The 23,670-nt window shown below is 70.0% G+C and carries 28 protein-coding genes and 1 pseudogene; 17 read left to right on the forward strand and 12 right to left on the reverse strand.

Translation table 11 applies throughout. The features are described 5' to 3' along the window. The first annotated feature begins 74 nt into the window (after positions 1–74). The 6 genes from ABZX10_RS21630 to phoU all read left to right on the forward strand — a co-directional run bounded on the left by ABZX10_RS21630 (position 75) and on the right by phoU (position 4,784). On the forward strand, positions 75–1,052 hold the full coding sequence (locus tag ABZX10_RS21630) for an acyl-ACP desaturase (protein ID WP_355544953.1): 978 nt from the start codon (positions 75–77) through the stop codon (positions 1,050–1,052). A 123-nt stretch (positions 1,053–1,175) separates the two neighbouring features. Further along, positions 1,176–2,162 carry an acyl-ACP desaturase gene (locus tag ABZX10_RS21635; protein ID WP_355544956.1) on the forward strand — a complete coding sequence of 329 codons (987 nt, stop codon included), beginning with the start codon at positions 1,176–1,178 and terminating at the stop codon, positions 2,160–2,162. Between the two features lie 60 nt (positions 2,163–2,222). Then, complete coding sequence (locus tag ABZX10_RS21640; RefSeq protein ID WP_355544959.1) at positions 2,223–2,441, forward strand: hypothetical protein; 219 nt, start codon at positions 2,223–2,225, stop codon at positions 2,439–2,441. Beyond that, the gene (locus ABZX10_RS21645; protein ID WP_355544962.1) at positions 2,438–2,854 is read left to right on the forward strand and encodes a PIN domain nuclease; all 417 of its coding nucleotides are present in this window, start codon (positions 2,438–2,440) and stop codon (positions 2,852–2,854) included. Before ABZX10_RS21640 ends, ABZX10_RS21645 begins: the two co-directional genes overlap by 4 nt. Beyond that, entirely contained in the window at positions 2,851–4,056 is a 1,206-nt protein-coding gene (gene dusB / locus ABZX10_RS21650; protein ID WP_355544964.1) for a tRNA dihydrouridine synthase DusB, read from the forward strand. Before ABZX10_RS21645 ends, dusB begins: the two co-directional genes overlap by 4 nt. A 65-nt stretch (positions 4,057–4,121) precedes the next feature. Further along, a complete protein-coding gene (phoU, locus tag ABZX10_RS21655) occupies positions 4,122–4,784 on the forward strand; it encodes a phosphate signaling complex protein PhoU (protein WP_068573098.1) in 663 nt (220 codons plus the stop codon). A gap of 3 nt (positions 4,785–4,787) precedes the next feature. Here phoU and ABZX10_RS21660 read toward each other — a convergent pair whose 3' ends face one another. From ABZX10_RS21660 to ABZX10_RS21690, 7 genes are all read right to left on the reverse strand, one after another. Next, positions 4,788–5,945 carry an FHA domain-containing protein gene (locus tag ABZX10_RS21660; protein ID WP_355544968.1) on the reverse strand — a complete coding sequence of 386 codons (1,158 nt, stop codon included), beginning with the start codon at positions 5,943–5,945 and terminating at the stop codon, positions 4,788–4,790. Positions 5,946–5,994: 49 nt separating this feature from the next. After that, entirely contained in the window at positions 5,995–6,771 is a 777-nt protein-coding gene (pstB, locus tag ABZX10_RS21665; RefSeq protein ID WP_355544971.1) for a phosphate ABC transporter ATP-binding protein PstB, read from the reverse strand. 18 nt (positions 6,772–6,789) lie between these two features. Beyond that, positions 6,790–7,716: a phosphate ABC transporter permease PstA gene (gene pstA, locus ABZX10_RS21670; protein WP_355544974.1), complete on the reverse strand. Its 927-nt coding sequence runs from the start codon at positions 7,714–7,716 to the stop codon at positions 6,790–6,792. After that, positions 7,713–8,735 carry a phosphate ABC transporter permease subunit PstC gene (gene pstC / locus ABZX10_RS21675; RefSeq protein ID WP_355544977.1) on the reverse strand — a complete coding sequence of 341 codons (1,023 nt, stop codon included), beginning with the start codon at positions 8,733–8,735 and terminating at the stop codon, positions 7,713–7,715. The genes pstA and pstC overlap by 4 nt, the downstream gene beginning before the upstream one ends. Before the next feature lie 108 nt (positions 8,736–8,843). Continuing rightward, entirely contained in the window at positions 8,844–9,974 is a 1,131-nt protein-coding gene (pstS, locus tag ABZX10_RS21680) for a phosphate ABC transporter substrate-binding protein PstS (protein ID WP_355544980.1), read from the reverse strand. A gap of 130 nt (positions 9,975–10,104) precedes the next feature. Continuing rightward, positions 10,105–11,031 (reverse strand): mycothiol synthase, encoded by a 927-nt coding sequence (mshD, locus tag ABZX10_RS21685; protein WP_355544983.1) that lies wholly within the window; start codon positions 11,029–11,031, stop codon positions 10,105–10,107. 2 nt (positions 11,032–11,033) lie between these two features. Beyond that, positions 11,034–11,768 carry a response regulator transcription factor gene (locus tag ABZX10_RS21690; protein WP_355544986.1) on the reverse strand — a complete coding sequence of 245 codons (735 nt, stop codon included), beginning with the start codon at positions 11,766–11,768 and terminating at the stop codon, positions 11,034–11,036. 107 nt (positions 11,769–11,875) lie between these two features. Between ABZX10_RS21690 and ABZX10_RS21695 the strand changes: the two genes are divergently transcribed. The 9 genes and pseudogenes from ABZX10_RS21695 to ABZX10_RS21735 all read left to right on the forward strand — a co-directional run bounded on the left by ABZX10_RS21695 (position 11,876) and on the right by ABZX10_RS21735 (position 17,519). Then, positions 11,876–12,703, forward strand: coding sequence for an LmeA family phospholipid-binding protein (locus ABZX10_RS21695; protein WP_355544989.1), 828 nt, complete (start codon positions 11,876–11,878; stop codon positions 12,701–12,703). A gap of 258 nt (positions 12,704–12,961) precedes the next feature. After that, positions 12,962–13,789, forward strand: coding sequence for a sulfurtransferase (locus tag ABZX10_RS21700; RefSeq protein WP_355545065.1), 828 nt, complete (start codon positions 12,962–12,964; stop codon positions 13,787–13,789). Positions 13,790–13,800: 11 nt separating this feature from the next. Further along, the gene (locus ABZX10_RS21705; RefSeq protein WP_068573081.1) at positions 13,801–14,106 is read left to right on the forward strand and encodes a DUF1416 domain-containing protein; all 306 of its coding nucleotides are present in this window, start codon (positions 13,801–13,803) and stop codon (positions 14,104–14,106) included. A gap of 149 nt (positions 14,107–14,255) precedes the next feature. After that, the gene (locus ABZX10_RS21710) at positions 14,256–14,774 is read left to right on the forward strand and encodes a methylated-DNA--[protein]-cysteine S-methyltransferase (RefSeq protein WP_355544993.1); all 519 of its coding nucleotides are present in this window, start codon (positions 14,256–14,258) and stop codon (positions 14,772–14,774) included. Next, positions 14,771–15,241: a sigma-70 family RNA polymerase sigma factor gene (locus tag ABZX10_RS21715; RefSeq protein WP_355544996.1), complete on the forward strand. Its 471-nt coding sequence runs from the start codon at positions 14,771–14,773 to the stop codon at positions 15,239–15,241. Before ABZX10_RS21710 ends, ABZX10_RS21715 begins: the two co-directional genes overlap by 4 nt. Then, on the forward strand, positions 15,238–15,840 hold the full coding sequence (locus ABZX10_RS21720; protein ID WP_355544999.1) for a methylated-DNA--[protein]-cysteine S-methyltransferase: 603 nt from the start codon (positions 15,238–15,240) through the stop codon (positions 15,838–15,840). Before ABZX10_RS21715 ends, ABZX10_RS21720 begins: the two co-directional genes overlap by 4 nt. Then, complete coding sequence (locus ABZX10_RS21725; protein WP_355545002.1) at positions 15,837–16,535, forward strand: 2OG-Fe(II) oxygenase; 699 nt, start codon at positions 15,837–15,839, stop codon at positions 16,533–16,535. Before ABZX10_RS21720 ends, ABZX10_RS21725 begins: the two co-directional genes overlap by 4 nt. Next, a pseudogene (locus ABZX10_RS21730) lies at positions 16,532–16,759 on the forward strand (Ada metal-binding domain-containing protein); the annotation flags it as partial. The gene ABZX10_RS21725 and the pseudogene ABZX10_RS21730, both read left to right, overlap by 4 nt. Positions 16,760–16,895: 136 nt before the next feature. Then, positions 16,896–17,519 (forward strand): alpha-ketoglutarate-dependent dioxygenase AlkB, encoded by a 624-nt coding sequence (locus tag ABZX10_RS21735; RefSeq protein ID WP_355545068.1) that lies wholly within the window; start codon positions 16,896–16,898, stop codon positions 17,517–17,519. A 6-nt stretch (positions 17,520–17,525) separates the two neighbouring features. Here the strand turns inward: ABZX10_RS21735 and ABZX10_RS21740 are convergent, their stop codons facing one another. From ABZX10_RS21740 to ABZX10_RS21760, 5 genes are read right to left on the reverse strand one after another with little or no spacing between them, the layout of a single operon-like run. Further along, positions 17,526–18,134 (reverse strand): nucleoside/nucleotide kinase family protein, encoded by a 609-nt coding sequence (locus ABZX10_RS21740; protein ID WP_355545005.1) that lies wholly within the window; start codon positions 18,132–18,134, stop codon positions 17,526–17,528. Further along, positions 18,131–18,955 carry a PfkB family carbohydrate kinase gene (locus tag ABZX10_RS21745; protein WP_355545008.1) on the reverse strand — a complete coding sequence of 275 codons (825 nt, stop codon included), beginning with the start codon at positions 18,953–18,955 and terminating at the stop codon, positions 18,131–18,133. The genes ABZX10_RS21740 and ABZX10_RS21745 overlap by 4 nt, the downstream gene beginning before the upstream one ends. Next, a complete protein-coding gene (locus tag ABZX10_RS21750) occupies positions 18,945–19,739 on the reverse strand; it encodes an ATP-binding cassette domain-containing protein (RefSeq protein WP_355545011.1) in 795 nt (264 codons plus the stop codon). The genes ABZX10_RS21745 and ABZX10_RS21750 overlap by 11 nt, the downstream gene beginning before the upstream one ends. Then, positions 19,736–20,689, reverse strand: coding sequence for an ABC transporter permease (locus ABZX10_RS21755; protein WP_355545014.1), 954 nt, complete (start codon positions 20,687–20,689; stop codon positions 19,736–19,738). The genes ABZX10_RS21750 and ABZX10_RS21755 overlap by 4 nt, the downstream gene beginning before the upstream one ends. Position 20,690: 1 nt before the next feature. Beyond that, a complete protein-coding gene (locus tag ABZX10_RS21760; protein WP_355545017.1) occupies positions 20,691–21,689 on the reverse strand; it encodes a substrate-binding domain-containing protein in 999 nt (332 codons plus the stop codon). A 132-nt stretch (positions 21,690–21,821) separates the two neighbouring features. Here ABZX10_RS21760 and ABZX10_RS21765 point away from each other — a divergent pair, with 132 nt between their 5' ends. Next, positions 21,822–22,847 (forward strand): LacI family DNA-binding transcriptional regulator, encoded by a 1,026-nt coding sequence (locus ABZX10_RS21765; RefSeq protein WP_355545020.1) that lies wholly within the window; start codon positions 21,822–21,824, stop codon positions 22,845–22,847. Positions 22,848–22,962: 115 nt separating this feature from the next. Continuing rightward, positions 22,963–23,622, forward strand: coding sequence for an FABP family protein (locus ABZX10_RS21770; RefSeq protein ID WP_355545023.1), 660 nt, complete (start codon positions 22,963–22,965; stop codon positions 23,620–23,622). Positions 23,623–23,670 lie beyond the last annotated feature (48 nt).

Raw genomic sequence — 23,670 nt, forward strand, 5'->3', positions numbered from 1 at the left:
CAGATCGGTGATTGCCGGACCCGGCCTGGCGGTTCTGCGTAACGTCGCGCTGGTTCTCGGCGATGAAAGGCATCATGCAGCGCGAATTGACCCAGATCGAGCTCCTCCAGGAGCTCTCCGGGGTGGCGGAGCAGAACGTGAACCGCCATCTGTCGATGACCAAGGACTGGAACCCGCACGACTACGTGCCGTGGGACGAGGGTCGCAATTTCTCCGCCCTGGGCGGCGCGGATTGGGATCCGGTCCAGTCGCAGCTCTCGGACGTGGCCCGCGCGGCGATGATCACCAACCTGCTGACCGAGGACAACCTCCCCAGCTATCACCGCGAGATCGCGGACAACTTCTCCATGGACCACGCCTGGGGCCACTGGGTCGGCCGGTGGACCGCCGAGGAGAACCGCCACGGCATCGCGATGCGCGACTACCTGCTGGTCACCCGCTCCGTCGATCCGGTCAAGCTCGAGGAGTTCCGGATGACCCACATGGGTAACGGCGCCACCTCCGAGGGGCACACCGGCGCGGAGCTCGGCGACCGCAGCATCCTGCACCTCGTCTCGTACGTCACCTTCCAGGAGCTGGCCACCCGCGTCAGCCACCGCAACACCGGCAAGGCCTGCAACGATCCGACCGCGGACAAGCTGCTCCAGCGCATCGCGGCCGACGAGAACCTGCACATGATCTTCTACCGCAACATCTGCGGCGCGGCCCTCGACCTGGCCCCGGACCAGGCCCTGCGCGCCATCACCGACATCGTCACCGGCTTCCAGATGCCCGGCCTCGGCATGCCCGACTTCCGCCGCAACGGCGTGCTCATGGCCAAACACGGCATCTACGACCTGCGCCAGCACCGCGACGAGGTCGTCATGCCCGTGCTGCGCAAGTGGAAGATCTTCGAGCGCGAGGACTTCGGCTCCGTGGGCGAGCAGGCCCGCGACGAGCTCGCGGTGTTCCTGGCCGACCTGGAGGTCCAGGCCGCGAAGTTCGAGGAGATGCGCGACCGCTCGCTGGCCCGCGAGGCCGCCCGTCGCGAGCGCACCGGGCTGGCCGTCTGAGCACGGTCGGCGCCAAAACCGCAGGACGAAAGCGTCACTTTCCCACTGAGGACATTGAGTCCGCGGTCCGAAGTGCGTAGACTCCTCGGGTAATCTGGAATTGATCCAAACGTCGAAAGAGGAATGATGTCGACCCGCCAACTCACCCAGCTCGAGCTTCTGCAGGAGCTCTCTGGCGTCGCCGAGGACAACGTCAACCGCCATCTCTCGATGACGAAGGACTGGAGCCCCCACGAGTACATCCCGTGGTCGGACGGCAAGAACTACGCCGCGCTCGGTGGTCACGACTACGACCCCGAGGAGAGCCAGCTCGACGAGGTCGCCAAGGCCGCGATGATCACGAACCTCCTCACGGAGGACAACCTCCCCACGTACCACCGGGAGATCGCCGCGAACTTCTCCATGGACGACGCCTGGGGCCACTGGGTGGGCCGCTGGACCTCCGAGGAGAACCGGCACGGCATCGCCATGCGCGACTACCTCGTGGTGACCCGCGGCGTCGACCCCGTCAAGCTCGAGCAGGCCCGCATGATCCACATGACCAACGGGTGGGACCCGCAGGGCAAGGTGGCGCAGCACACCGAGCAGAAGATGACGATGCTGCACTCCGTGGCGTACGTGACCTTCCAGGAGCTCGCCACCCGCGTGAGCCACCGCAACACCGGCAAGGTCTGCAAGGACCCGATCGCCGACAAGATGCTCCAGCGCATCGCGGCCGACGAGAACCTGCACATGATCTTCTACCGCAACATCTCGGCGGCGGGCCTGAACCTGGTCCCCGACCAGGCGATCCGCTCGATCACGGACACCATCAAGCACTTCGAGATGCCCGGCGCCGGCATGCCCGACTTCCGCCGCAACGGCGTGCTCATGGCCAAGCACGGCATCTACGACCTGCGCCAGCACAAGGACGAGGTCGTCATGCCCGTCCTGCGCAAGTGGAAGATCTTCGAGCGCGAGGACTTCGGCCCCGAGGGCGAGCGCACCCGCGAGGAGCTCGCCACCTTCCTCGACGAGCTCGAGGCCGCGGCCGTGAAGTTCGAGGAGATGCGCGACCGCTCGCTGGCCCGCGAGGCCGCGAAGCGCGAGAAGGCCGGCCTGGCCGTCTGACCTGGGCAATCGTCGACCACCACCTCCTGATATCATCGGATATCAGGAGGTGGTCTCGTCATGACCGACATTCTGATCCGCGGGCTCGACGACGACGCACTGCGAAACATCGATGCCCAGGCGAAGCAACGAGGCCTGTCGCGCAACGAGTACCTCAAGCGCCTGGTCACCCAGCCCGGCCCGCCTCGGGCTCGCGGCACCGTGGACGATCTGCGGCGCTTCGCCGAGATGGCTCGCGATCTGAAGGACGATGACGTGATGCGGCAGGCGTGGTCGTGAGTGGGCCGTGGCTCATCGACAAGTCCGCCCTCGTCCGGCTCGCCGACTCCCCGCACGCCGCCGAATGGGTCGCCGCGATTCACCGCGGGCTGGTCCACGTCAGCGTGCCCACGCTGCTGGAGTCCGGCTACTCGGCCCGGTCGCAGCGCGAATGGTCCGCGATGATGAGTACCTTCCCGCTCGATGACCTGATCCGCAGCCACCTCACGCCTCGCATCGAGGACCGCGCCCTCGAGGTGCAGGGCCTGCTCACACCAGAGGGGCGGCATCGCGCTCCCGGTGTTCCGGACCTTCTGATCGCCGCCACCGCCGAACTGAACGGACTCACCGTCCTGCACGTCGACAGGGACTTCGAGCTGATCGCGGAGGTGACGGGGCAGCCCGTCGAACGACTGACCGGAGATTTCACATGACCACCGCCACGACCGCTCCGAAGCTGCGCATCGGCCGGTTCGAGCTCGACTCCCCCGTCGTGCTCGCGCCGATGGCCGGCGTCACCAACGTCGCCTTCCGCAGCCTGTGCCGGGAGCTGGAGCGCGCGCGCACCGGCACCGTCGCCGGGCTGTACGTGTGCGAGATGGTCACGGCCCGCGCGCTCGTCGAGCGGCATCCGGTGACAATGCACATGACCACCTTCGCCCCCGACGAGGACCCGCGCAGCCTGCAGCTCTACACCGTCGACGCGAAGTGGACGTACGAGGCGGCGCGGATGATCGCCGAGGAGGGTCTCGCCGACCACCTCGACATGAACTTCGGCTGCCCCGTCCCCAAGGTCACCCGCCGCGGCGGCGGCTCGGCGCTGCCCTACAAGCGGAACCTGTTCGCGAGCATCGTCGACGCGGCGGTCCGCGGCATCGAGGACGGAAGCAGAGGCGGCGGGCCCGAAACGCGGATCCCCGTCACCGTCAAGTTCCGCGTGGGCATCGACGACGAGCACCACACCCACCTCGACGCCGGCCGGATCGCCGCGGAGCAGGGCGCGGTCGCCGTTGCGCTGCACGCCCGCACCGCCGCGCAGCGCTATTCGGGCCAGGCCCGCTGGGACGAGATCACCCGGCTCAAGGAGCACGTGCACCACCACTTCGGCGACACGATCCCCGTGCTGGGCAACGGTGACATCTTCGCCGCCGAGGACGCGGTGACGATGATGGAGCGCACCGGCTGCGACGGCGTGGTCGTGGGCCGCGGCTGCCTCGGCCGGCCGTGGCTGTTCTCCGAGCTCTCCTCCGCGATCAACGGCACGCCGATGCCCGTGCCGCCGAACCTCGGCGAGGTCACCGCGATCATGTACCGGCACGGCGAGCTGCTCGCCGCGCACCACGGCGAGGACAAGGGCATGCGGGAGATCCGCAAGCACGTCGCCTGGTACCTGCGCGGCTTCCCCGCCGGGGGCGAGCTGCGCACGCGCCTGGCCACCGTCAAGACCCTGGCCGACCTGCGCGCGCTGCTCGACACCCTGGACCAGGACGTGCCCTTCCCCAAGGACGCCGAGGGCCCGCGCGGCCGGCAGGGCACGCCCGGCAAGGTGGTCCTCCCGGAGGGCTGGCTCGACGATCCGTGGGAGGCCGACGCGGCGGCGATGCCCGGCGCGGAGGCCGAGACCAGCGGCGGTTAATCGTCGTTCACCCGGCGTTCATCCAACGCTGAGGTCGCGTACGAACACGCCGATATACTGCACACATGCGTAACGCGTACATCCAGCAGATGGCTGCCTTCAACGACATCCTCGGCGACATCTGCGACAAGTCGGGCATCGCCATGGAGAAGGCCACCAACTCGCTCCTCCAGGCCGACCTGGCGCTCGCCGAAGAGGTCATCACCGAGCACGACGAGATCGTCCGGCTCAGCCGCCGCGCCGAGGAGGAGGCCTTCTCCCTCCTCGCGTTGCAGGCCCCCGTCGCCGGTGACCTGCGGATCGTCGTCTCCGGGTTCCAGATCGTCGCCGATGTCGACCGCATGGGCGCGCTCGCCCTGCACGTCGCGAAGGTCACCCGCCGCCGTTTCCCGAACAAGACCCTCCCCGAGGAGGTCAACGGCTACTTCGCCGAGATGGGCCGCCTCGCGGTCGAGCTGGCGAACTCCGCCCGCGAGGTGCTGCTCACGCAGGACCCGAAGCAGGCCGCGGAGATCGAGGAGCAGGACGATGCGATGGACGACCTGCACCGCCACCTCTTCACCGTGCTCATGGACCGCGAGTGGAAGCACGGCGTGGCCGCCGCCGTCGATGTGACGCTGCTCGGCCGCTACTACGAGCGCTTCGCCGACCACGCCGTCGAGATCGGCCGCCGCGTGATCTTCCAGGCCACCGGCAGCCCCGAGCCCACCGCCGACGTCGCGAAGTAGCCCTTACGCGCCGACGCCGTCCTGCAGCTGCAGGATCCGCCCGCCCAGGTGGATGTCCGACCCGACGGTGAGCGGCACGGGCTGCCCGGGCGGCAGCCGCAGGGGCTGCGGCGACGCCGGCGGGCGCACCCAGGTGCCGTTCGCCGAACCCACGTCGACGGCGAGCAGCTGCCAGCCATCGATCCGGATCTCGAGGTGCGCCCGGGAGAGCGCACCCGTGCGGTCCTGGAGGACGATCGGCAGGAGCCGCCCGGCACCGTCGAACGACCGGCCCGCGCGCTGCGCGACATAGGCGGCCGGGTCGCGGCCGAGCACCATGTCGCCGTCCACGACGAAGGCCGTGCCGTCGTCCGCGACGAGCAGGCCGAGCGGCGGACGCGGGCCCGTCTCGAGCGGCGCCCGGCGGTCGACGAGGGCCCCGCACCGCGTGCAGTACGCGGCGACCGGGGAGTTGAGGTGCCCGAACGCGCAGCGCCGACCCTCGACCATCGGGCCGGCGACGGCCGCAGCCGCGTTCACGTCGCCGACCTCCACGTCGTACTCGGTGGCCGCGAACAACGGGCTCACGCCGGTCGGCTCCTCGTTGGTGGGGGCGTCCGCCGGGAAGACGTCCGTCGCGATGTCGGCCTCGCCGTCGGGGCGCAACGACTCGTCCGACCACAGGACCGCCCCGGCGCCCGGGACGGCACCGCGCAGCAGGTGCAGGGCCGTGGGCCCGCACACGGGGCCGGGCGGCGGCGGAGGCCCGACGGTGACCGTCACCACCGCTCCGGTGGGCAGGGGCGCGACCCGCTCGACGAAGTCCGCCTCGGCGTGCAGCACGTGCTCGGGCACCGCGGCGGAGGCGGACGGGAAGATGGCGACGGACAGTGTTCGCTCCTCGGGCGAGCCGGGGGCGCCGCGCAGTAGCGCGCGGACCGCGCCGTCGACGACCTCGACCACGGCGAACGACGGGCCACTGCGATCCCGCAGCACCGCGGTGAGATCCGCACCGTCGGTATCGAGGGCGGCGGCGAGGTCGGTGACCTCGGCCGGAGCTCCGAGCGCCGGAGCATCGACCACGAGCACCGCGTCACGCACCCGCGCCACCACGCGGTCGCCCGGCAGCACGGTGCTGTACCGCGCGCCGGCGACCGGCGGGTCCTGGGTCTGCGATGTCACAGGACCAGACTATCGCTGACGTCCGACACCCAGTAATGCGTGTGACGTGTCAGCCGAAGCGCCCGGAGATGTAGTCCTCGGTGGCCTGCTGGTCCGGGTTGGAGAACATCTTCTCGGTGGGATTGATCTCGATGAGCTTGCCCGGCTTGCCGGTGGCCTCCAGGTTGAAGAACGCGGTCTGGTCGGACACGCGCGCCGCCTGCTGCATGTTGTGGGTGACGATCACGATCGTGTACTGCTGCTTGAGCTCGCCGATGAGGTCCTCGATCGCCAGCGTCGAGATCGGGTCGAGCGCCGAGCAGGGCTCGTCCATGAGCAGCACGTCGGGGCTCACGGCGATGGCGCGGGCGATGCACAGGCGCTGCTGCTGGCCGCCGGACAGGCCGCCGCCGGGTTTGTTCAGGCGGTCCTTGACCTCGTCCCAGAGGTTCGCGCCGCGCAGCGAGGACTCGGCGATCTCGTCGAGCTTGCCCTTGCTGCGGACGCCCTGCAACCGCAGGCCGGCCACGACGTTGTCGCGGATCGACATGGTGGGGAACGGGTTCGGGCGCTGGAAGACCATGCCGATGGTCTTGCGCACGCCCACCGGGTCCACGCCGACGCCGTAGATGTCGGCACCGTCGAGGGTGATGTGCCCGTCGACGCGCGCGCCCGGCGTGACCTCGTGCATGCGGTTGATCGACCGCAGCACCGTCGACTTGCCGCAGCCGGACGGTCCGATGAAGGCGGTCACGGAGTTCGGCGGAACGGTGAGGGAGACGTCCTGCACCGCGTGGAACGCGCCGTAGTAGATGTTCAGGTCCTTGATGTCGAGACGCTTGGCCATGACGGTCCTCTTCTTCTGTTACTTCGTCTTGGGGGCGAGCAGCCGGGACATCAGGGCGGCCAGGCCACTCGCGATGGCCACCAGGATCACCAGGGTCAGCGCGGCGCCCCACGCCCGGTACTCGCCGACCTCGCCCGGGTTCGTGCGGTACTGGTCGTAGATGAAGAGCGGCAGGGACGCCATGTTGCCGTTGAACACGTCGTAGTTGCGGCGGTCGGTGATACCCACGAGCAGGAGCACCGGGGCCGTCTCACCGACCACGCGGGCGATCGCCAGGAAGACGCCCGAGACCATGCCCGACGCGGCCGTGGGCACCACGATCCGCACGATCGTCTTCCACTTGGGCACTCCGAGGGCGTAGGACGCCTCGCGCAGCTCGTTCGGGACCAGCTTGAGCATCTCCTCGGTGGAGCGCACCACGACGGGGACCATGAGCAGGATCAGCGCGAGGCTGACGGCGAACGCCGACTGCGGCATGCCGAAGGTGGTGATCCACACGCCGAACACGAACAGGGTCGCGACGATCGACGGGATGCCGGCCAACACGTCGACCATGAACGTGGTGAGTCTGCCCAGCCGGGTGCCCTCCGCGTACTCGACGAGGTAGATGCCCACCATGATCCCGATCGGCACGGAGAAGACGGTGGCGACACCGGCCTGGACGAGGGTGCCGTAGATGGCGTGGCTGATGCCGCCCGCGTACGAGTCGGGCGCCACTCGGAGCATCGACTTCGACCACCAGTCCGCGTGGAGGACGGCGGGGAGTCCGTTGGCGATCACCATGTACAGCAGGGACACCAGCGGAACGACGGCCAGCAGGAAGCAGCCGCCGAAGACGATCGCGGCGGCGTTGTTCTTGAGCCGTCGCACGGTGGACGTGCGGTGGAACACGGTGCCGCTCTTGGCGATGCTGTCGAGCGCAGGGCTGCGATCTGCGGTGGTCATCCGTTCACCCGTCCCCCGCCGATCCAGCGCGCGACCGCGTTCACCACGAAGGTGAGCACGAACAGCACGAGGCCGGCGGCGATGTAGGCGCCGCGCTGATCGACGTTGTCGAACTCAGCGGCGGCGGAGGCGATCTTCGAAGCGAAGGTGTAGCCGCTGTCGAACAGCGACCAGATGGAGTTCTTGGTGGCGGCGAACAGGATGATGAGCACCGCGATGGTCTCGCCGAGCGCGCGCCCCAGCGCCAGCATGGACCCGGCGACGATGCCGGAGCGGCCGTACGGGAGCACCGTCAGCCGGACGACCTCCCACTTCGTGGCGCCGAGCGCCAGCGCCGCCTCCTGCTGCGAGACGGGCGTCTGCCACAGCGCCTCACGCGTGATGGAGGTGATGATCGGCAGGATCATGATCGCGAGCACGATCCCCGCGGTGAACACGGTCGAACCCAGCGAGATCTGCATGTTGCCGGTCTTGAACAGGAAGAACCAGCCGAGGTTGCGGTTGAGCCACTGCTGCAGCGGCACCAGGAAGGGCGCCAGGACCAGGATGCCCCACAGGCCGTAGATGATCGACGGGACGGCGGCCAGCAGATCGACCACGGCGCCGAGCGGGCGGGCGATCCGGCGGGGCACGTACTGCGCGAGGAAGGTCGCGATCCCGACGGCGACGGGTACGGCGAGGACGAGAGCCATCACCGACGACAGCGCGGTGATCTTCAGCAGCTCGACGATGCCGAACCGCATGTTCGACGGGGTGGTCTGCCACTCGGAGCTGGTCAGGAAGTTGACGTTGTTCTTCGTCAGCGCCGGCACGGCCTGCACCACGAGCTGCAGGAAGATCAGGCCGATGACGGCGATCAGCAGGATCCCCGCGCCCTGCGCGGCCCACTTGAAGATCGTCTCCATCCGCCCGGCGGATCCGGCGAAGGACACGCCCTCGACGGTGGCCGCGTCCTCCCGGACCGCGGCCGGCACACCGTCCGACGGTGCGCTCCGCTCGGGTGAGTCCTCAGTCGCCATGTTCCCCCGATGGTCTGCCACGCGAAGCTGTCCCTTCCGGCCGGGCCGGAGGTCGTGCGCGCCTCGCTGTTCGCGACGCGCGCACGACCTCCGGTGTAGCAGGTGTCGTTACTGGATGGAGTCGATCGACGCGTTCAGCGTCGTGCGGAACGAGTCGGGAATCGGGGCGTAGCCCTGATCCGCCAGCCGATCCTGCGTCGCCTTGCTGGCCGCGACCTTGAGGAAGCTCTTGACGCCCTTCGCGACCTCGGCGTCGGCGTACTTCGAGCACACGATCTCGTAGGTCGCGAGCACGATCGGGTAGGCGCCGGCGGCCGTCGGCTTGTAGAAGCCCGCGGTGTCGATGATCAGGTCCTTGCTGCCCGGGGTCTTGAACTTCGCCGCCTCGATCGTCTTGGCGACGGAGTCGGCGCTGAGCTTGACGGCCTCGGGGCCGGCGGAGGTGATGATGTTCGCGACCTGCAGCTTCTGCGCCTTGGCGAAGCTCCACTCGGTGTAGGTGACGGTGCCCTCGGCCTTGTTGACCGTCGCCGCGACCTGCGAGTTGCCGCTGGCGCCACCGGCACCGGCGACGCCGCCCTTGAACTCCTTGCCGGTCTTGTCCGCGCTCCACTCCGCGGGCGCGGCCGAGGCGAGGTACTTCTGGAAGTTCTCGGTGGTGCCCGACGGATCGGACCGGAAGACGACGGTGATCGGCAGGTCGGGCAGCGCGGTGCCCCTGTTCTCCGCCTCGATCTCGGGCGCGTTCCACTTCGTGATCTTGCCGGAGAAGATCTTGGCGATGGTCGGCGCCGAGAGGTTCACGGAGACGTCGCCGGGCAGCTTGTAGGCCACGGCGATCGGGCCGAAGACCATCGGCAGGTTCAGCGCGGGCGAGCCGCACTTGTCCTCGGCCTTCTTGGCCTCCTCCGGCTTGAGCGCCGAGTCCGAGCCCGCGAAGTTGGTCAGGCCCGAGGTGAACTCGGTGATGCCCTGGCCCGAGCCGCTGCCGGTGTAATCGACGTTCGCGCTGCCGCCGCAGTCCTGGCCGAAGGCGTTCTTGAAGACGGTCATGGCATTGGCCTGCGCCGTCGAGCCGCTGCCCTTGAGCTGCAGCTTGCCGTCGCACTGCACGCCCGTGCCGCCGGCGGAGGAGCTACCCGCCGCACTGCTGGACTCCTCGCTGCCGCACGCGCTCAGGGTCAGGGACAGGGCGGCCACAGCGGCAACGGCCGTAATGGATCCACGCTTGAAGTTCACCGAGATTCCTCCGGGTCGGGTCAGGACTGAGCACACCGGGATGCGGGTGTCATCCAGCAACCTAAAGAGGCCGGGTGTCCGATCCGGGTGTCCCGGGTGAACGACAGGCAAACTCGCCAGGTCGAGTGGATTACTGTAGTGCGTACGCGACGTGTCGTTCGTGTTCCGTGAAGCCCAGTCCGGCGTACGTCCGCAGGGCCGCGGTGTTGTCGCCCTCCACGTACAGTTCGACCTCCGTCAGCCCGCGTCCGGCCAGGTACTGCAGCCCCACGGCCGTCAGCAGCCGTCCGAGGCCGCGCCCCTGCCCGTCCGGTGCCACCGCGACCACGTAGACCTCGCCGAGTCCGGCGGCCGGGTCCGCGACCTTCGTCCAGTGGAAGCCCAACAGCCGGTCCCGGTCATCCACGGCGAGGAACAGCCCCGCCGGATCGAACCACGCGGCGCCGGTCCGCTCGTCGATCTGCTCCTGCGTCCAGCCGCCCTGCTCGGGGTGCCAGGCGAAGGCCTCGTTGTTCACCGCGAGGATCGCGGCGTCGTCCTCGGGGCCGGCGTAGGTGCGCACGGTCACGCCCGGCGGGTTCGACGGTGCGGTGTCCGGTCCGGCGTCATTCGTCCCGCTCGCTCCGCTTCCGGCGCCGCGCAGCGGCCTGCGCAGATTGAGCAGGGTCCGCACGGCGGTCAGACCCAGGTCGGCGGCCAGCGCGCGGGCGGGCGGCAGGTCGCCGTGGGCCCAGACGGTGCCGCCGTCGCCCACCAGGTCGAGCGCTCCCGTCACCAGGGCGCGGCCGAGGCCCCGTCGGCGCTCCGACGGTGCCACGACCACCTCCGCCGAGCCCGGCCCTCCGGCGGGCGGGACGACGATGCCCGCGTAGCCCGCCACGGCACCGTCGGCGGCGCGGGCGAGCACGTGCGGGCCGGCGCCGGTGACACCGAGGCGGAACTGCTCCGACAGGGCGCCGATACCGTCCGCGTCCTCCGCGGCGGCGGCGATCGCCCGTACCGATTCCGGATCGGTGACGGGGCCGCGCACCACCTCGACCGCGTGCCGTTGCGTCATGCTCAGGCCTCCTCGAGATCCTCGTCCGTCGGTTCCATGTCCTCGACGGGGCGCTCGCCCTTGCCCCGGACCGGACGTACCGCTTTGTAGCCCACGTTACGGACGGTGCCGATCATGCCCTCGTGCTCGGCACCGAGTTTGGCGCGCAGGCGCCGGACGTGCACGTCGACGGTGCGGGTGCCGCCGAAGAAGTCGTAGCCCCACACCTCCTGCAGCAGCTGGGCGCGCGTGAACACGCGACCGACGTTCTGCGCCAGGAACTTCAGCAGCTCGAACTCCTTGTAGGTGAGGTCGAGCGGCTTGCCGCGGAGCCGGGCGGTGTAGGTGCCCTCGTCGATGAGCAGCTCGCCCAGGGTGATCTTGTCGGCGACCTCGTCCTCGGCGTCCGCGCCGCGCCGCGCCACCACCAGCCGGAGGCGGGCGTCGATCTCCGCCGGGCCGATGCCGGGCAACAGGAAGTCGTCGAGGCCCCAGTCCGCACTGGCTGCCACGAGACCGCCCTCGGTGAGCACCGCGACCACCGCGACCGCGCCGCCTCCCGTCGTGCCGAGCAGGCGGCAGAGCCCGCGGGCGGTGACCAGGTCGGTGCGGGCGTCGACGAGCGCGACGTCGGCGGAGCCGACCTCGAGGAGCGAGGAGACGTCCGCGGGCAGGGGCCGGACCGTGTGCGGCAGCAGCGACAGAGACGGCAGCACCGTGTCCGGTTCCCGGTCGGACGTGAACAGGATGAGATCCACATGCCCTCCCCGGTGCGCGGCGGTCTGCTTGAAATGAACGAATGTCACAATAGCGGTGGTCAAAGCGTCGTGCGTAGCGGCGCCGGTGTGGACGGGGAGGAGCGGGCGTGGCGCAGGGGCAGGGACGGGCGTGGGTCCGGCGCATTCTGGTCGTCGGTGCGATGCTCCTCACAGTCACCTTCCTCGCCGAGGTCGGCACCGCCGCGACCGCCGAGTACCGGCTCTCCCGGGAACTGCGGGCCGCGGCCGGCCTGGCGGACGATCCGGAGGTCACGGTCGGTGGCTTCCCGTACCTGACCTCGGGTGGCACGCACCCCAAGCTCACCATCGCGGTCCCCGCACAGGTCGACGGCCGGGACGCGCGCCTCGAGGCCGAGTTCGCGGAGGTGACTATCCCTGGCGGCCTGCTGCCGACCTTCACGCCGGACACGCCGATCCGGGCGGGCCACGTGGAGTCGCGGGTCCGGCTCGACCAGAAGACGGTCGGCCGGTACCTGGACATCGTCGATCTCCAGGTGCACACGCCCGCCCCGAAGCGGCCCGGCGCGGGCAGCCCTGCCGACGGCTACGTCAAGGCGTCGAAGGGCATCGTGCTCACGGGAACCGTGCCCCTGCCCACCTCCGCGGACCCGAAGCGGACGGTGCTGATCTCGGTGGCGGCGGATTTCTCGGCCGTCGGCGACGCGATCGCGGTACGGGCCACGGGGATCTACACGGGTCCCGAGGACCACGCGAAGGCCGACCTGCTGCCGGGCGAGGAGCCGACGGTGCTCGCCCGCTTCACGCGCACCCTGCCCGCGATGGCGCTGCCCTTCGGCATCCGGCCCACCGGCGCGCGGGGCGAGAACGCCGACGTGGTGCTGCTCGGCGAGGCCGACGGGGTGACCGTCACCCCCGGCGCCTTCCACCGACCGCTCCCGCAGACCCTCCCGTGACGCACGGCCGCGGCTTCGGTATTCTGGGCACCATGCGCAACCGCTGTGAGCTGCTGCTCACCCGCCGCCTGGCGGTCGACCTGTGCCGTATGGCTGGTTGTCGCTGTCTGGGCTAGGCCCGCTCTCTCCCCGGGCAGGGTGCTGTCTTCACGCGTATCGCGATGCATCCGTTCCGCCCTCCCAGCGCTCTCGCGCAACCCCTCGAAGTAGCGTTCGCGCCTACATTCGCACGTCATGGACTCAACGAAAGGGATCCTCATGGCTCGCTCCGACGTCCTGGTCTCCGCAGACTGGGCTGAGCAGAATCTCGACACCCCGGGTGTCGTCTTCGTCGAGGTCGACGAGGACACGTCGATCTACGACGACAACCACATCAAGGGCGCCGTGCGCCTCGACTGGCGCAAGGACCTGCAGGATCCGATCCGCCGCGACTTCCTCGACCAGGAGGGCTTCTCCAAGCTCCTCTCCGAGCGCGGCGTCGGCAACGACGACACGGTCGTGCTCTACGGCGGCAACAACAACTGGTTCGCGGCGTACGCCTACTGGTACTTCAAGCTGTACGGCCACCAGGACGTCAAGCTGCTCGACGGTGGCCGCAAGAAGTGGGAGCTCGACGGTCGCCCGCTGTCGACCGACGCGGTGTCCCGCCCGGCCACGAACTACCAGGCCAAGCCCGTCGACCTGTCGCTGCGTGCCTTCCGCGACGAGGTGATCGATTCGATCGGCAAGAAGAACCTGATCGACGTGCGCTCGCCCGACGAGTTCTCCGGCAAGATCTCCGCTCCCGCCCACCTGCCGCAGGAGCAGGCGCAGCAGCGCGGCCACGTCCCCGGCGCGATCAACATCCCGTGGTCGACCACCGCCAACGAGGACGGCACCTTCAAGTCGGACGAGGACCTCGCCGCGCTGTACGCGGAGAAGGGCTTCGACGACGCCAAGGAGACCATCGCGTACTGCCGGATCGGCGAGCGCAGCTCGCACACCTGGTTCGTGCTGCAGGAGATCCTGGGCAAGAAGAATGTCAAGAACTACGACGGTTCGTGGGTCGAGTACGGCTCGCTGGTCGGCGCCCCGATCGAGAAGTAAGGATTTCAATCATGTGTGGAGCTCCCAAGCAGGGTCAGGTCCTTCCCGCCGGTGTCGACGTCGAGAAGGAGACCGTCCTGACCGGACAGGTCCTCGACGCGGCCGGTAACCCCGTCGCGGGCGCCTTCGTGCGCCTGCTCGACGGCACGGGTGAGTTCACCGCCGAGGTCGTGGCCTCCGGTACCGGCGACTACCGCTTCTTCGCGGCGCCGGGCACCTGGACGCTGCGCGCCCTGTCCTCCGTGGGCAACGGCGACACCCAGGTCTCACCCGAGGCCAACGGCGTCTACAACCAGGACATCACCGTCTCGAAGTAGTCCCTCCCCTCCCGATTGAACGCTGTTACGGAGAACAAAACCCCAGGTGGGAATCTCCGTAACAGCGTTCAATTGCTTTTCGGGGCGCCTCGTCTCACGTTCCGCCCGTCCCCGGCGTCTACAGGGCAGGATCGAGACGAGGAGAGATCATGAACACGAGGCACATCGTGACGGACAGTGCGCTCGGCGAGCTCACGCTCGTCGCGACGGACGACGCCGTCTCCGGCGTGTACTTCCGCCATCACATCCGTCGGCCCGCGGAATCGTCGTTCGGCGCGCGGTTCGTCGCGGACACCCTGCTCGATGAGGCGGCGCAGCAGCTCCGCGCCTACCTCGCGGGCGAGCGCCGGGCCTTCGACCTGCCACTCACGACCGCCGGCGACGACGCCCAGGAGGCCGTCTGGTCGGCGCTGCGGGAGATCCAGTACGGCGCCACCACCACCTACGGCGCCCTCGCGCAGCGCTTGGGCGCGGGGTTCACCGCCTGGGGCGTGGGGCAGGCCGTGGGTGCGAATCCGCTCTGTGTCCTGATCCCGTGCCATCGGGTGATCGGTGCGAACGGCGCGCTCACGGGCTACGCGGGCGGCCTGCGCCGCAAGCGAACGCTGCTCGACCTCGAGGCCGCGGCCGACGGCGCGCCCTGGCTCCCGGGTACGGGCGCCGCGTGAAACCACCGTTCGAGCGCCTCGTCGACGAGCACGCCGCCACGGTGCTGCGGGTCTGCCGCGCGATCCTCGGCCCGCACGACGCCGAGGACGCGTGGTCGGAGACCTTCCTGTCCGCGCTGCGCGCCTATCCGGACCTGCCCGAATCGGCGAACGTCGAGGCCTGGCTCGTGACCATTGCGCACCGCAAGGCCATCGACCAGGTCCGGGCGGCCGGCCGCCGGGCCGTCCCCGTCGACACGCTCCCGGAGCGTCCCGTCACCGTCGCCCTGCCCGACGGTGACCTCTGGCTCGCCGTGGCGGCCCTGCCGGACAAGCAGCGGCAGGCCGTCGCGTACCGCTACGCGGCCGACCTGCCGTACGCCGAGATCGCCCAGATCCTGGGCGGGACCGTCGATGCCGCGCGGCGCGCCGCCGCCGACGGCCTCAAGAAACTCCGTACCACTCGCACGAGGGAGGAACTCTCATGAGCGAGAAGATCACCGAAACACTATCCGCCCCCGTCGATACCGACGCCCTCGCCCGGCTCCGCGCCCGCCTCACGGCGAGCGCCGAGGCCGACGGACTGCTCGACATCGCCTACACCACCGTCGATTCCCCCGTCGGCAGCCTGCTCCTCGCGGCGACCGAGCGCGGTCTGGTCCGGGTGGCCTACGCCCGCGAGGACCACGACGGGGTGCTGGAGGCCCTGGCACAGAAGCTCAGCCCGCGGGTGCTGCGCGCGCCGTGGCGCCTCGACGACGCGGCGCGCGAGCTCGACGAGTACTTCGAGGGTCGGCGCACCGCATTCGACCTGGATCTGGATCACGCACTCTCCCACGGCTTCCGACAGCTGGTGCAGAGCCGGCTTCCCGAGATCGGCTACGGGACGACGCTGAGCTACAAGCAGGTGGCCGAGCTGGTCGGCAGCCCGGCCGCCGTCCGCGCCGTCGGCACCGCGTGCGCCACGAACCCCCTGCCGGTGGTGGTGCCGTGCCACCGCGTCGTGAAGTCCGACGGCGGCATCGGGCAGTACGTGGGCGGCGTGGAGGCGAAAGCCGCCCTGCTGGAGTTGGAGTCGGCCGCATGAGCGCGATCGACTCCGCGAACTGGGACGCCGTCGCCGCCGAGCTGGACGCTGTCGGCGGAGCCCTGCTGCCCCGCCTGCTGTCCGACGAGCAGACGAAAGAACTGCGCGAGCTGTACGCGCGGGACGTGCTGTTCCGCAGCACGATCGACATGGAGCGGTACCGGTTCGGCGCCGGCGAGTACCGCTACTTCGATCGTCCGTACCCGGAGCCGATCGACGAGCTCAAACACGCCCTCTACCCGCACCTCCTGCCGATCGCCCGGCAGTGGTGGGGGCGGCTGGGTCGCGACGCGCCGTGGCCCGACGACCTCGACGAGTGGCTCGCGAGGTGCCACGAGGCCGGGCAGCGGAAGTCGACGGCGATCCTGCTCAAGTACGGTGCCGGCGACTGGAACGCGCTGCACCGCGACCTCTACGGCGATCTGGTGTTCCCGCTGCAGGTGGTGATCGCGCTCAACGATCCGGGCGTGGATCACGAGGGCGGCGAGTTCCTCCTCGTCAAGCAGCGCCCCCGCGCCCAGTCCCGCGGTACCTCCTTCACGCTGCCGCGCGGCCACGGCTTCGTCTTCACCACCCGCGACCGACCGGTCCGTTCGGCCCGGGGCTGGTCTGCTGCACCGGTACGGCACGGGGTCTCGACGGTGCGCTCCGGCGAGCGGCACACGCTGGCCCTCGTCTTCCACGATGCGTCATGAGCTACTCACTGGTGGATGCGGCGGGCACGGCTTATCGATCGGACCGGCCCGGCACATGGGGAGGGCACCGTCGCGGGCGCATCTACGGCCGCCTCGACTGCCCGTCCGCCCTCCGTGCGATCGCGCGCGGGGGCTACGTGACGCAGCGCGTCTTCTTCGCCGACGAACGCACCGCGGTCGCCGCGGGTTTCCGTCCCTGCGCGGTGTGCTGCCCGGAGCGGTACGCGGCCTGGAGCGGTACGCGGCCTGGAAGCGGCGGGCCACCGGGACGACACGAGGAGGTGATCTGTGGACGCTCGACCGCCGCGGCCTCCGGACGAGGGCCTGACGCTGTTCCCACCCGAGAAGTGCCCGGTCACCATAGCCCCGGGCGCGTACCTGATCCGGGGTTGGCTCGACCTCCAGCAGCAGGCCTGGATCGTGCAGCGGTTCCGCGAGTGGGCCGCCGGTCCGGCGCCGATCCGCGCCGCGACGGTGCGCGGGCATCCGATGTCGGTGCGGACGGTGTGCCTGGGTTGGCACTGGCAGCCCTACCGGTACTCGCGGAACGCGACAGACGTGAACGGCGCACGAGTACTGCCCTTCCCGGACTGGATGGTCCGGGCCGGCCGGCGCGCGCTGGCGGACACCGGACACGACGCCGGCGTCATCGAGCGCTACACGCCCGACACCGCGCTCGTGAACTTCTACGACGCGCGGGCCCGGATGGGTATGCACCAGGACAAGGACGAGATCTCCGGTGCTCCCGTGGTGTCGCTGTCGATCGGCGACAGCTGTACCTTCCGCCTGGGCAATTCGGAGAACCGGAACCGGCCGTTCACCGATTTCACCCTCGAATCCGGCGATCTGCTGGTCTTCGGCGGCCCGTCCCGGCTGGCCTTCCACGGCGTCACCGCCGTGCACCGCGGGACTTCGCCGCCGGGCTGCAGCCTGAACGCGGGGCGGATCAACCTCACCCTGCGCGAGACCGGCATGGAGGGCTGAGCCGCGCTAGGCCCCGTCGACCACGCGGTCGGCCCGGACCGCCGTGGCCTCGATGAGGCGGGCGTTCGCCTCGTCGGAGCCATCGGCGCGCTCGCGGGCCTCGTCGGGCGTGCGGCCGAAGCGCATGTGCCGCTCGATGAGTCGCTCGCGGCGCAGCGCGGGATCGATGCGCAGGAACCACACCTCGTCGAGCGCCGCACGAGCGCGCGGCCAGGCTCCGGCGTCCGCGAGTAGGTAGTTGCCCTCGGTGACCACGAGCGGGACGTCCGGCGCCACCTCGATCGCGCCGCCGATGGACGCCTCGAGCCCGCGGTCGAAGCGCGGGGCGTAGGCGGTGCCGTCGGCCGCGCGCAGGCGGTGCAGCAGCTCGGCGAAGCCGACATCGTCGAAGGTGTCGATGGCGCCCTTGCGTTCCCAGCTGCCGTGCCGGCGCAGCACCGCGTCGTCGAGGTGGAAGCCATCCATCGGGACGAGCACCGCGTCGGCGCCGAGCGCCTCCACGAGCCGCTCCGCCAGCGTCGACTTCCCCGACGCGGGCGCACCGGCGATACCGAGCAGCGCGCGGCCCGGCCGGGCGATCAGTTCCCGTGCGCGAGCGATCAGTTCGTCCGTCACAGTGTCTCCAGCCACACCCTCACCCCCGGATATCGGCACTTCGCGGAGGCGTGTCCCGCCGCGAAACGCAGTGCGTCGGCGACCCCTTCGCCCCGCGCGATCGCGAAGGCGTACGCGCCGTGCAGCACGTCGCCCGCACCGAGCGTATCGACCACCGGTACCGCCGGGACGTCGACGGTGCCCTCCGTCCGGCCGTCCCGATAGCGGATCGGACCGGCACCGTCGGTGACGACGTAGACGGGCGGCGTCGGGACACCGTCGGGCAGCCGGAAGTCCGCGGAGCAGACGGCGTGCCCGGCGAGGGGCAGCAGGTCGGCGAACACGGGCCGCCACCGTCCGGCGTCGAGGACCGTGGGAACGCCCGCCGCGACGCCGCTGCGGATCGCCGACCGCGCCGCGGCGGGGCCGTGACCGTCGAGGAGCAGCACGTCGAAGCCCTCGACGTCGATCGGGGGTACCAGGTCCGGGTAGCCGGTGCCGTCGAACGAGACGACCTGCCGGTCCCCCGTGGGCGCGTGCACGGTGACCGCGGAGACGGGCGGCCCGAAGCCGGGCGGTGCGAGGTCGATGAGCTCGACCCCGCACGCCGCCAGGTCCTCGTGCACCAACCGACCGAGGGCATCGTCGCCGACGGGGGCCGCCAGCACGGCCCGCCCGCCGAGTGCGGCGAACACCACCGCGGCGTTCAAGGCCGGCCCGCCGCCGGACACGTCCTGCCGGATCGCGGTGACCTTGCCGTTGCGCGGGGGCGACTCCTCCACCCGGGAGATCACGTCAACGGTGGCCAGGCCCACGAACAGGCCCGACGGCCTACGGCCCACCCGCGGCCTCCTCGTCGGTCGGCGCGAGCGCGCCAGTCATGAGCGCGACGACCTCGGACATGCTGCGCTGCTTGGGGTCCACGACGGCGGCGCGCCGACCGAGCCGGTGCACGTGGATCCGGTCGGCGACCTCGAAGACGTGCGGCATGTCGTGACTGATGAGGATCACGGGTGTGCCGCGGTCGCGGATCTGCCGGATGAGATCGATGACCTGACCGGATTCGCGGACACCGAGGGCCGCCGTCGGCTCGTCCATGATGATCACCTTCTTGCCGAAGGCGGCCGCCCGCACCACCGCGACGCCCTGCCGCTGGCCGCCTGAGAGCGTCTCGACGGCCTGCGTCGGGGACTTGATGCCGATCTTCAGGTCAGCGAGGTGGCCGGCCGCGGCATCGCGCATGGCCCTGCGGTCGAGTTGCCGGAACACCGAGCCGAGGATCCCCGGCTTGCGCAGCTCGCGGCCCAGGTAGACGTTGGCCGCGATGTCCAGCGCAGGGATCACTGCGAGGTCCTGGTACACGGTCTCGATGCCCGCGTTGCGGGCGTCGAGCGTGCTCTTGAAATGGACCGGCGCACCGTCGAGCAGGATCTCGCCCTCGTTCGGCACGAGCGCCCCCGAGAGCGCCTTGATCAGGCTGGACTTGCCGGCCCCGTTGTCGCCGATGACGGCGAGCACCTCGCCGGCACGGAGCTCGAAGTCGGCGCCCGCGATCGCCTGGACCTGCCCGTACCTCTTGACCAGGCCCTTCGCCTCGAGCACCGGCCCGGTATCCTGCGCGCTCATTGCAGCCTCCTACGCGAGATCTGGTCCAGCGCAACGGCGGCGATCACGAGGACGCCCGTCGCGATGTTCTGGTAGAGGTTGTCGATCCCGACGAGAGTGAGCCCATTGCGCAGCACGCCGACGATCAGCGCGCCGACCAACGTGCCCAGCACCGAGCCGCGGCCGCCGAAGAGGCTGGTGCCGCCGATCACGACCGCGGTGATGGTGTCGAGGTTCGCGGTCTGGAAGGCGTTCGGATCCGCCGTCGGGATGCGCCCGAGGGCGGCCCATGCCGCGATCGCCGCGATGCCGCCGGACACGAGGTACACGCCGAAGATCGTCTTGGACGTCTTGATACCCGCCAGCGACGCTGAGACCGGATTGCCGCCCACCGCGTACACGTGCCGGCCGGTGGCCGTGCGGTTGAGCACGTACCAGGCCGCGGCGTACACGACCAGCAGCACGAGGAGGCCCAGCGTGAGCGGGAACCCGAACAGTGTGAATCCGGTACCGAGCGCCGTCAGCGGACCGTCGGCGACGCGGTAGGTCTGCGAGCCGGCATAGAGCTGCGTGGCCGCCGCGACGATGGTGAACATGCCCAGGGTCACGATGAAGGGCGGCAGCTTGAGCACCGTCACCAGGGCGCCGTTCACCGCGCCGATGAGCACGCACACGCCCAGAGCGACGACCATCGCGAGGACCGGGTCCGTACCCGCCACCTTCGCCAGGACGACGGTGCCGAGCACGCACGTCGCCCCGATCGACAGGTCGATGCCCGCGGTGAGGATGATCAGCGACTGCGCGACCGCGAGGATCCCGATCACCATGGACTGCTGCAGGATCAACGAGATGTTGTAGCCGGTCGCGAACTGCGGCGTGAGGATGAAGAAGACGACGCACGCGACGACGAGCGCGGCGAGCGGCCCCGCGAGCGGCTCGCGCAGGAGCCGTTGGAAAGTGGAAGCGGACACGTCAGCCCCAGCAGTTCTGCTCGCCCCACGCGGTGTCCTTCGACGGGACGCCGGCGACGGACTTGTCTGTCACCAGCTGCGAGCCGGTGTTGGTGAATCCGGAAGGCTTGGTGCCGTTCTGGGCGAAGGCGACCACCGCGTCGACACCCTGCTCTGCCATCTTCGCGGGGAACTGCAGCACCGTGGCGCCGATGATGCCCGCCTTGACGTTCCGGACGCCGGTGCAGCTGCCGTCGACCGAGCCGATCACCAACTGTCCTGCCTTGCCCGCCTTCTTCGCCGCCTCGTAGCCGCCCGCCGCCGCGGGCTCGTTGATCGTGTACAGCGAGTTGGCGTCCGGGACGCGCTGGAGCAGGTTCTCCATGGCGGTCTGCGCCTTGGTCTGGTCGCCGTTGGTGTTCTCCTTGCCGGCCACCTCGGGGCTGGTCTCGGTGAGGCCGATGCCCTCCAGGAAGCCCTGGTGCCGGAAGGTGTCGACGGTGCCGCCCGGCGTCCCGTCGAGCATGAGGAGCTTGGGGGTCTTCCCGGCGAGGGCGCCCTTGACCCACGCGCCCTGCAAGCGTCCGGCTTCCTTGTTGTCGGTGGCGAAGGTCGCGTCGACGGCGTTCTCCGGATCGGTCGCGGTGTCCAGCGCGATGACGATGACGCCCGCGTCGCGCGCCTTCTTGATCGCGGCCAGGATGCCACTCGACGAGTTGGGGGTGATGAGGATGCCCCTGACGCCCTGGCTGACCAGGTTCTCGATGGCGGCGACCTGACCCTCGTTGTCACCGTCGAACTTGCCCGCGAGCGCGACGAGACTCGCCCCCTTCGCCTCGGCCTCCTTCTTGGCGGCCTCGCGGATCTTCACGAAGAACGGGTTGGTGTCCGTCTTGGTGATCAGGCCCACCTTCACGCCGCCGGACGATCCGCCGTCGCGGTTGCAGGCGGCCACGGAGGTGAGGCCGACAGTGAGGGCGCAGCAGATCGCGGCGATGCGCACGGTGTTCCGACTGGTCATGGGAGGCTCCGATCGATTGTGTGCTGGATCACATGGTTCCGAGTGGCCAGAACGCTATACCTGCAGTTGGAATGCACGCAAGGGTTTGCGCAAACGCTTGCGTGCCGTCGGACGGCGCGGGATGATGGTGCGATGGGGACCATGGCCGACGTCGCCGCCGCAGCCGGCGTGTCGATCAGCACCGTCTCCCATGTGATCAACGAGACCCGTCGGGTCGACCCGCGCACCCGGGACGCGGTACTCGAGGCCATCGCGACCACGGGCTATCGCCGCAACGCGCTCGCCGCCGCGCTCGCCACCTCACGTTCCGGCGTTCTGGCACTGAGCATCTCGGCGTGGCAGAACCCGTACTTCGCACCCGTCGTGCGCGCCATCGAGTCCCGCGCGGGCGAACTCGGCTACGCCCTGATGATGGGCGACTCGCACGACGATCCGGCCATCGAGTCCTCACTCGTGGGGTCGCTGCTCGATCGGCGCGCGGACGGCCTGATCCTCGCACCCGCACCCGCACCCCGCGCCGAGCGCACCACCATTCCGATGATCCGCAGCGCAGGCACCCCCCTGGTCCTCATCGACCGCCTGTCGTCGGCCCCCGTCGACCAGTTGGCCTCGGAGGGCTCCGAACCGGTGGCGCGCCTGACCTCCCATCTGATCGAACTGGGCCACGAGCGGATCGGTGCGATCACGGGCAGGCGCGGCATCCAGTCCTCCGTCGAGCGGTCCGAGGCCTTCACCACGGCGATGGCCACCGCCGGACTCCGCTCCGCCCCGCGACACATGCGGTGCGGCGATTCGAGCGTCGACGAGGCGTACACGCAGACTCTGGCGATGTACCGCGGCCGCGGCCCGCGCCCCACGGCCCTGGTCGTGCTCAACAACGCCATGACGGTCGGAGTGATGCGCGCCCTGCAAGAGCTGGAGTTGCGCGTCCCACAGGACGTCGCGCTGGTCTGCTACGACGATTTCGAGTGGTCGGACCTGTTCACGCCCGGGCTCACCGCCGTCGCGCAGGACGTCGAAGCGATGGGTCGGCGGGCCGTCGACCTGCTCGTCGAACGCATCGACGGGTTCGACGGTCCGCGCCGCGTCGAGCGGCTGCCCACCACCTTCCACCACCGCGACTCGTGCGGTTGCGAGCGCGTGCGGACCGGGGTCTAGTATCGACGGCATGGTCATCTTCTTCGAGATCCTCATGGCGGTGGCATCGGTCGCGATCTTCGCGTTCGCGATCTTCGTGATGTACCGCGTCCTCACCGACGGTCAGTAGTCCGCCGTGAGCGACGAGGCCACCCCCGACGCCTCCACGCCTGCCGACGCCGGAATCGGCACCGGCCAGGAGGCGCTCGACGCCGCCATCGAGCGCGCCGAGACGACCTCGTCGCGCAACATCTCGAACCTTCCCGGGCTGCCGCTCGCCGATGACACGGCGAACCTGCGGCAGGGCCCGGACCTGCACTCGGGCCTGCTCGGCCTGCTCCCCCTGGTCGGCGTCTGGCGCGGCGAGGGCGAGGGTCACGACGAGTCCGGTGACTACCACTTCGGCCAGCAGATCGTCGTCAGCCACGACGGACAGAACTTCCTGTCCTGGCAATCGCGCTCCTGGAAGCTCGACGACAAGGGCGAGTTCTCCGAGCCCGATCTCCGCGAGGCCGGCTTCTGGCGCATCGGCGAGGACGACGAGATCGAGTTCGTCGTCACGCACGCCAGCGGCATCGTCGAGCTGTACTACGGCAAGCCCGTCTCCCAGACGGCGTGGGAGCTGGAAGCCGATGTGGTGATCCGCTCCAAGACCTCTCCTCTGGCAGGTGCCTCGAAGCGTCTGTACGGCCTCGTCGAGTCGGGCGGCGCCCTCGCGTACGTCGAGGAGCGCATCGACGCCGACGGCGAGCTCATCCCCCGCCTGAGCGCCAAGCTGAACCGCTACGCGGGCTGAGTCCGCACCAGAAGTCACTAGGTCGCGCGGATCTTCGGTCGCATCGCG

Source organism: Tsukamurella sp. NPDC003166 (assembly GCF_040611135.1).
In the GTDB taxonomy this organism is placed as follows: domain Bacteria; phylum Actinomycetota; class Actinomycetes; order Mycobacteriales; family Mycobacteriaceae; genus Tsukamurella.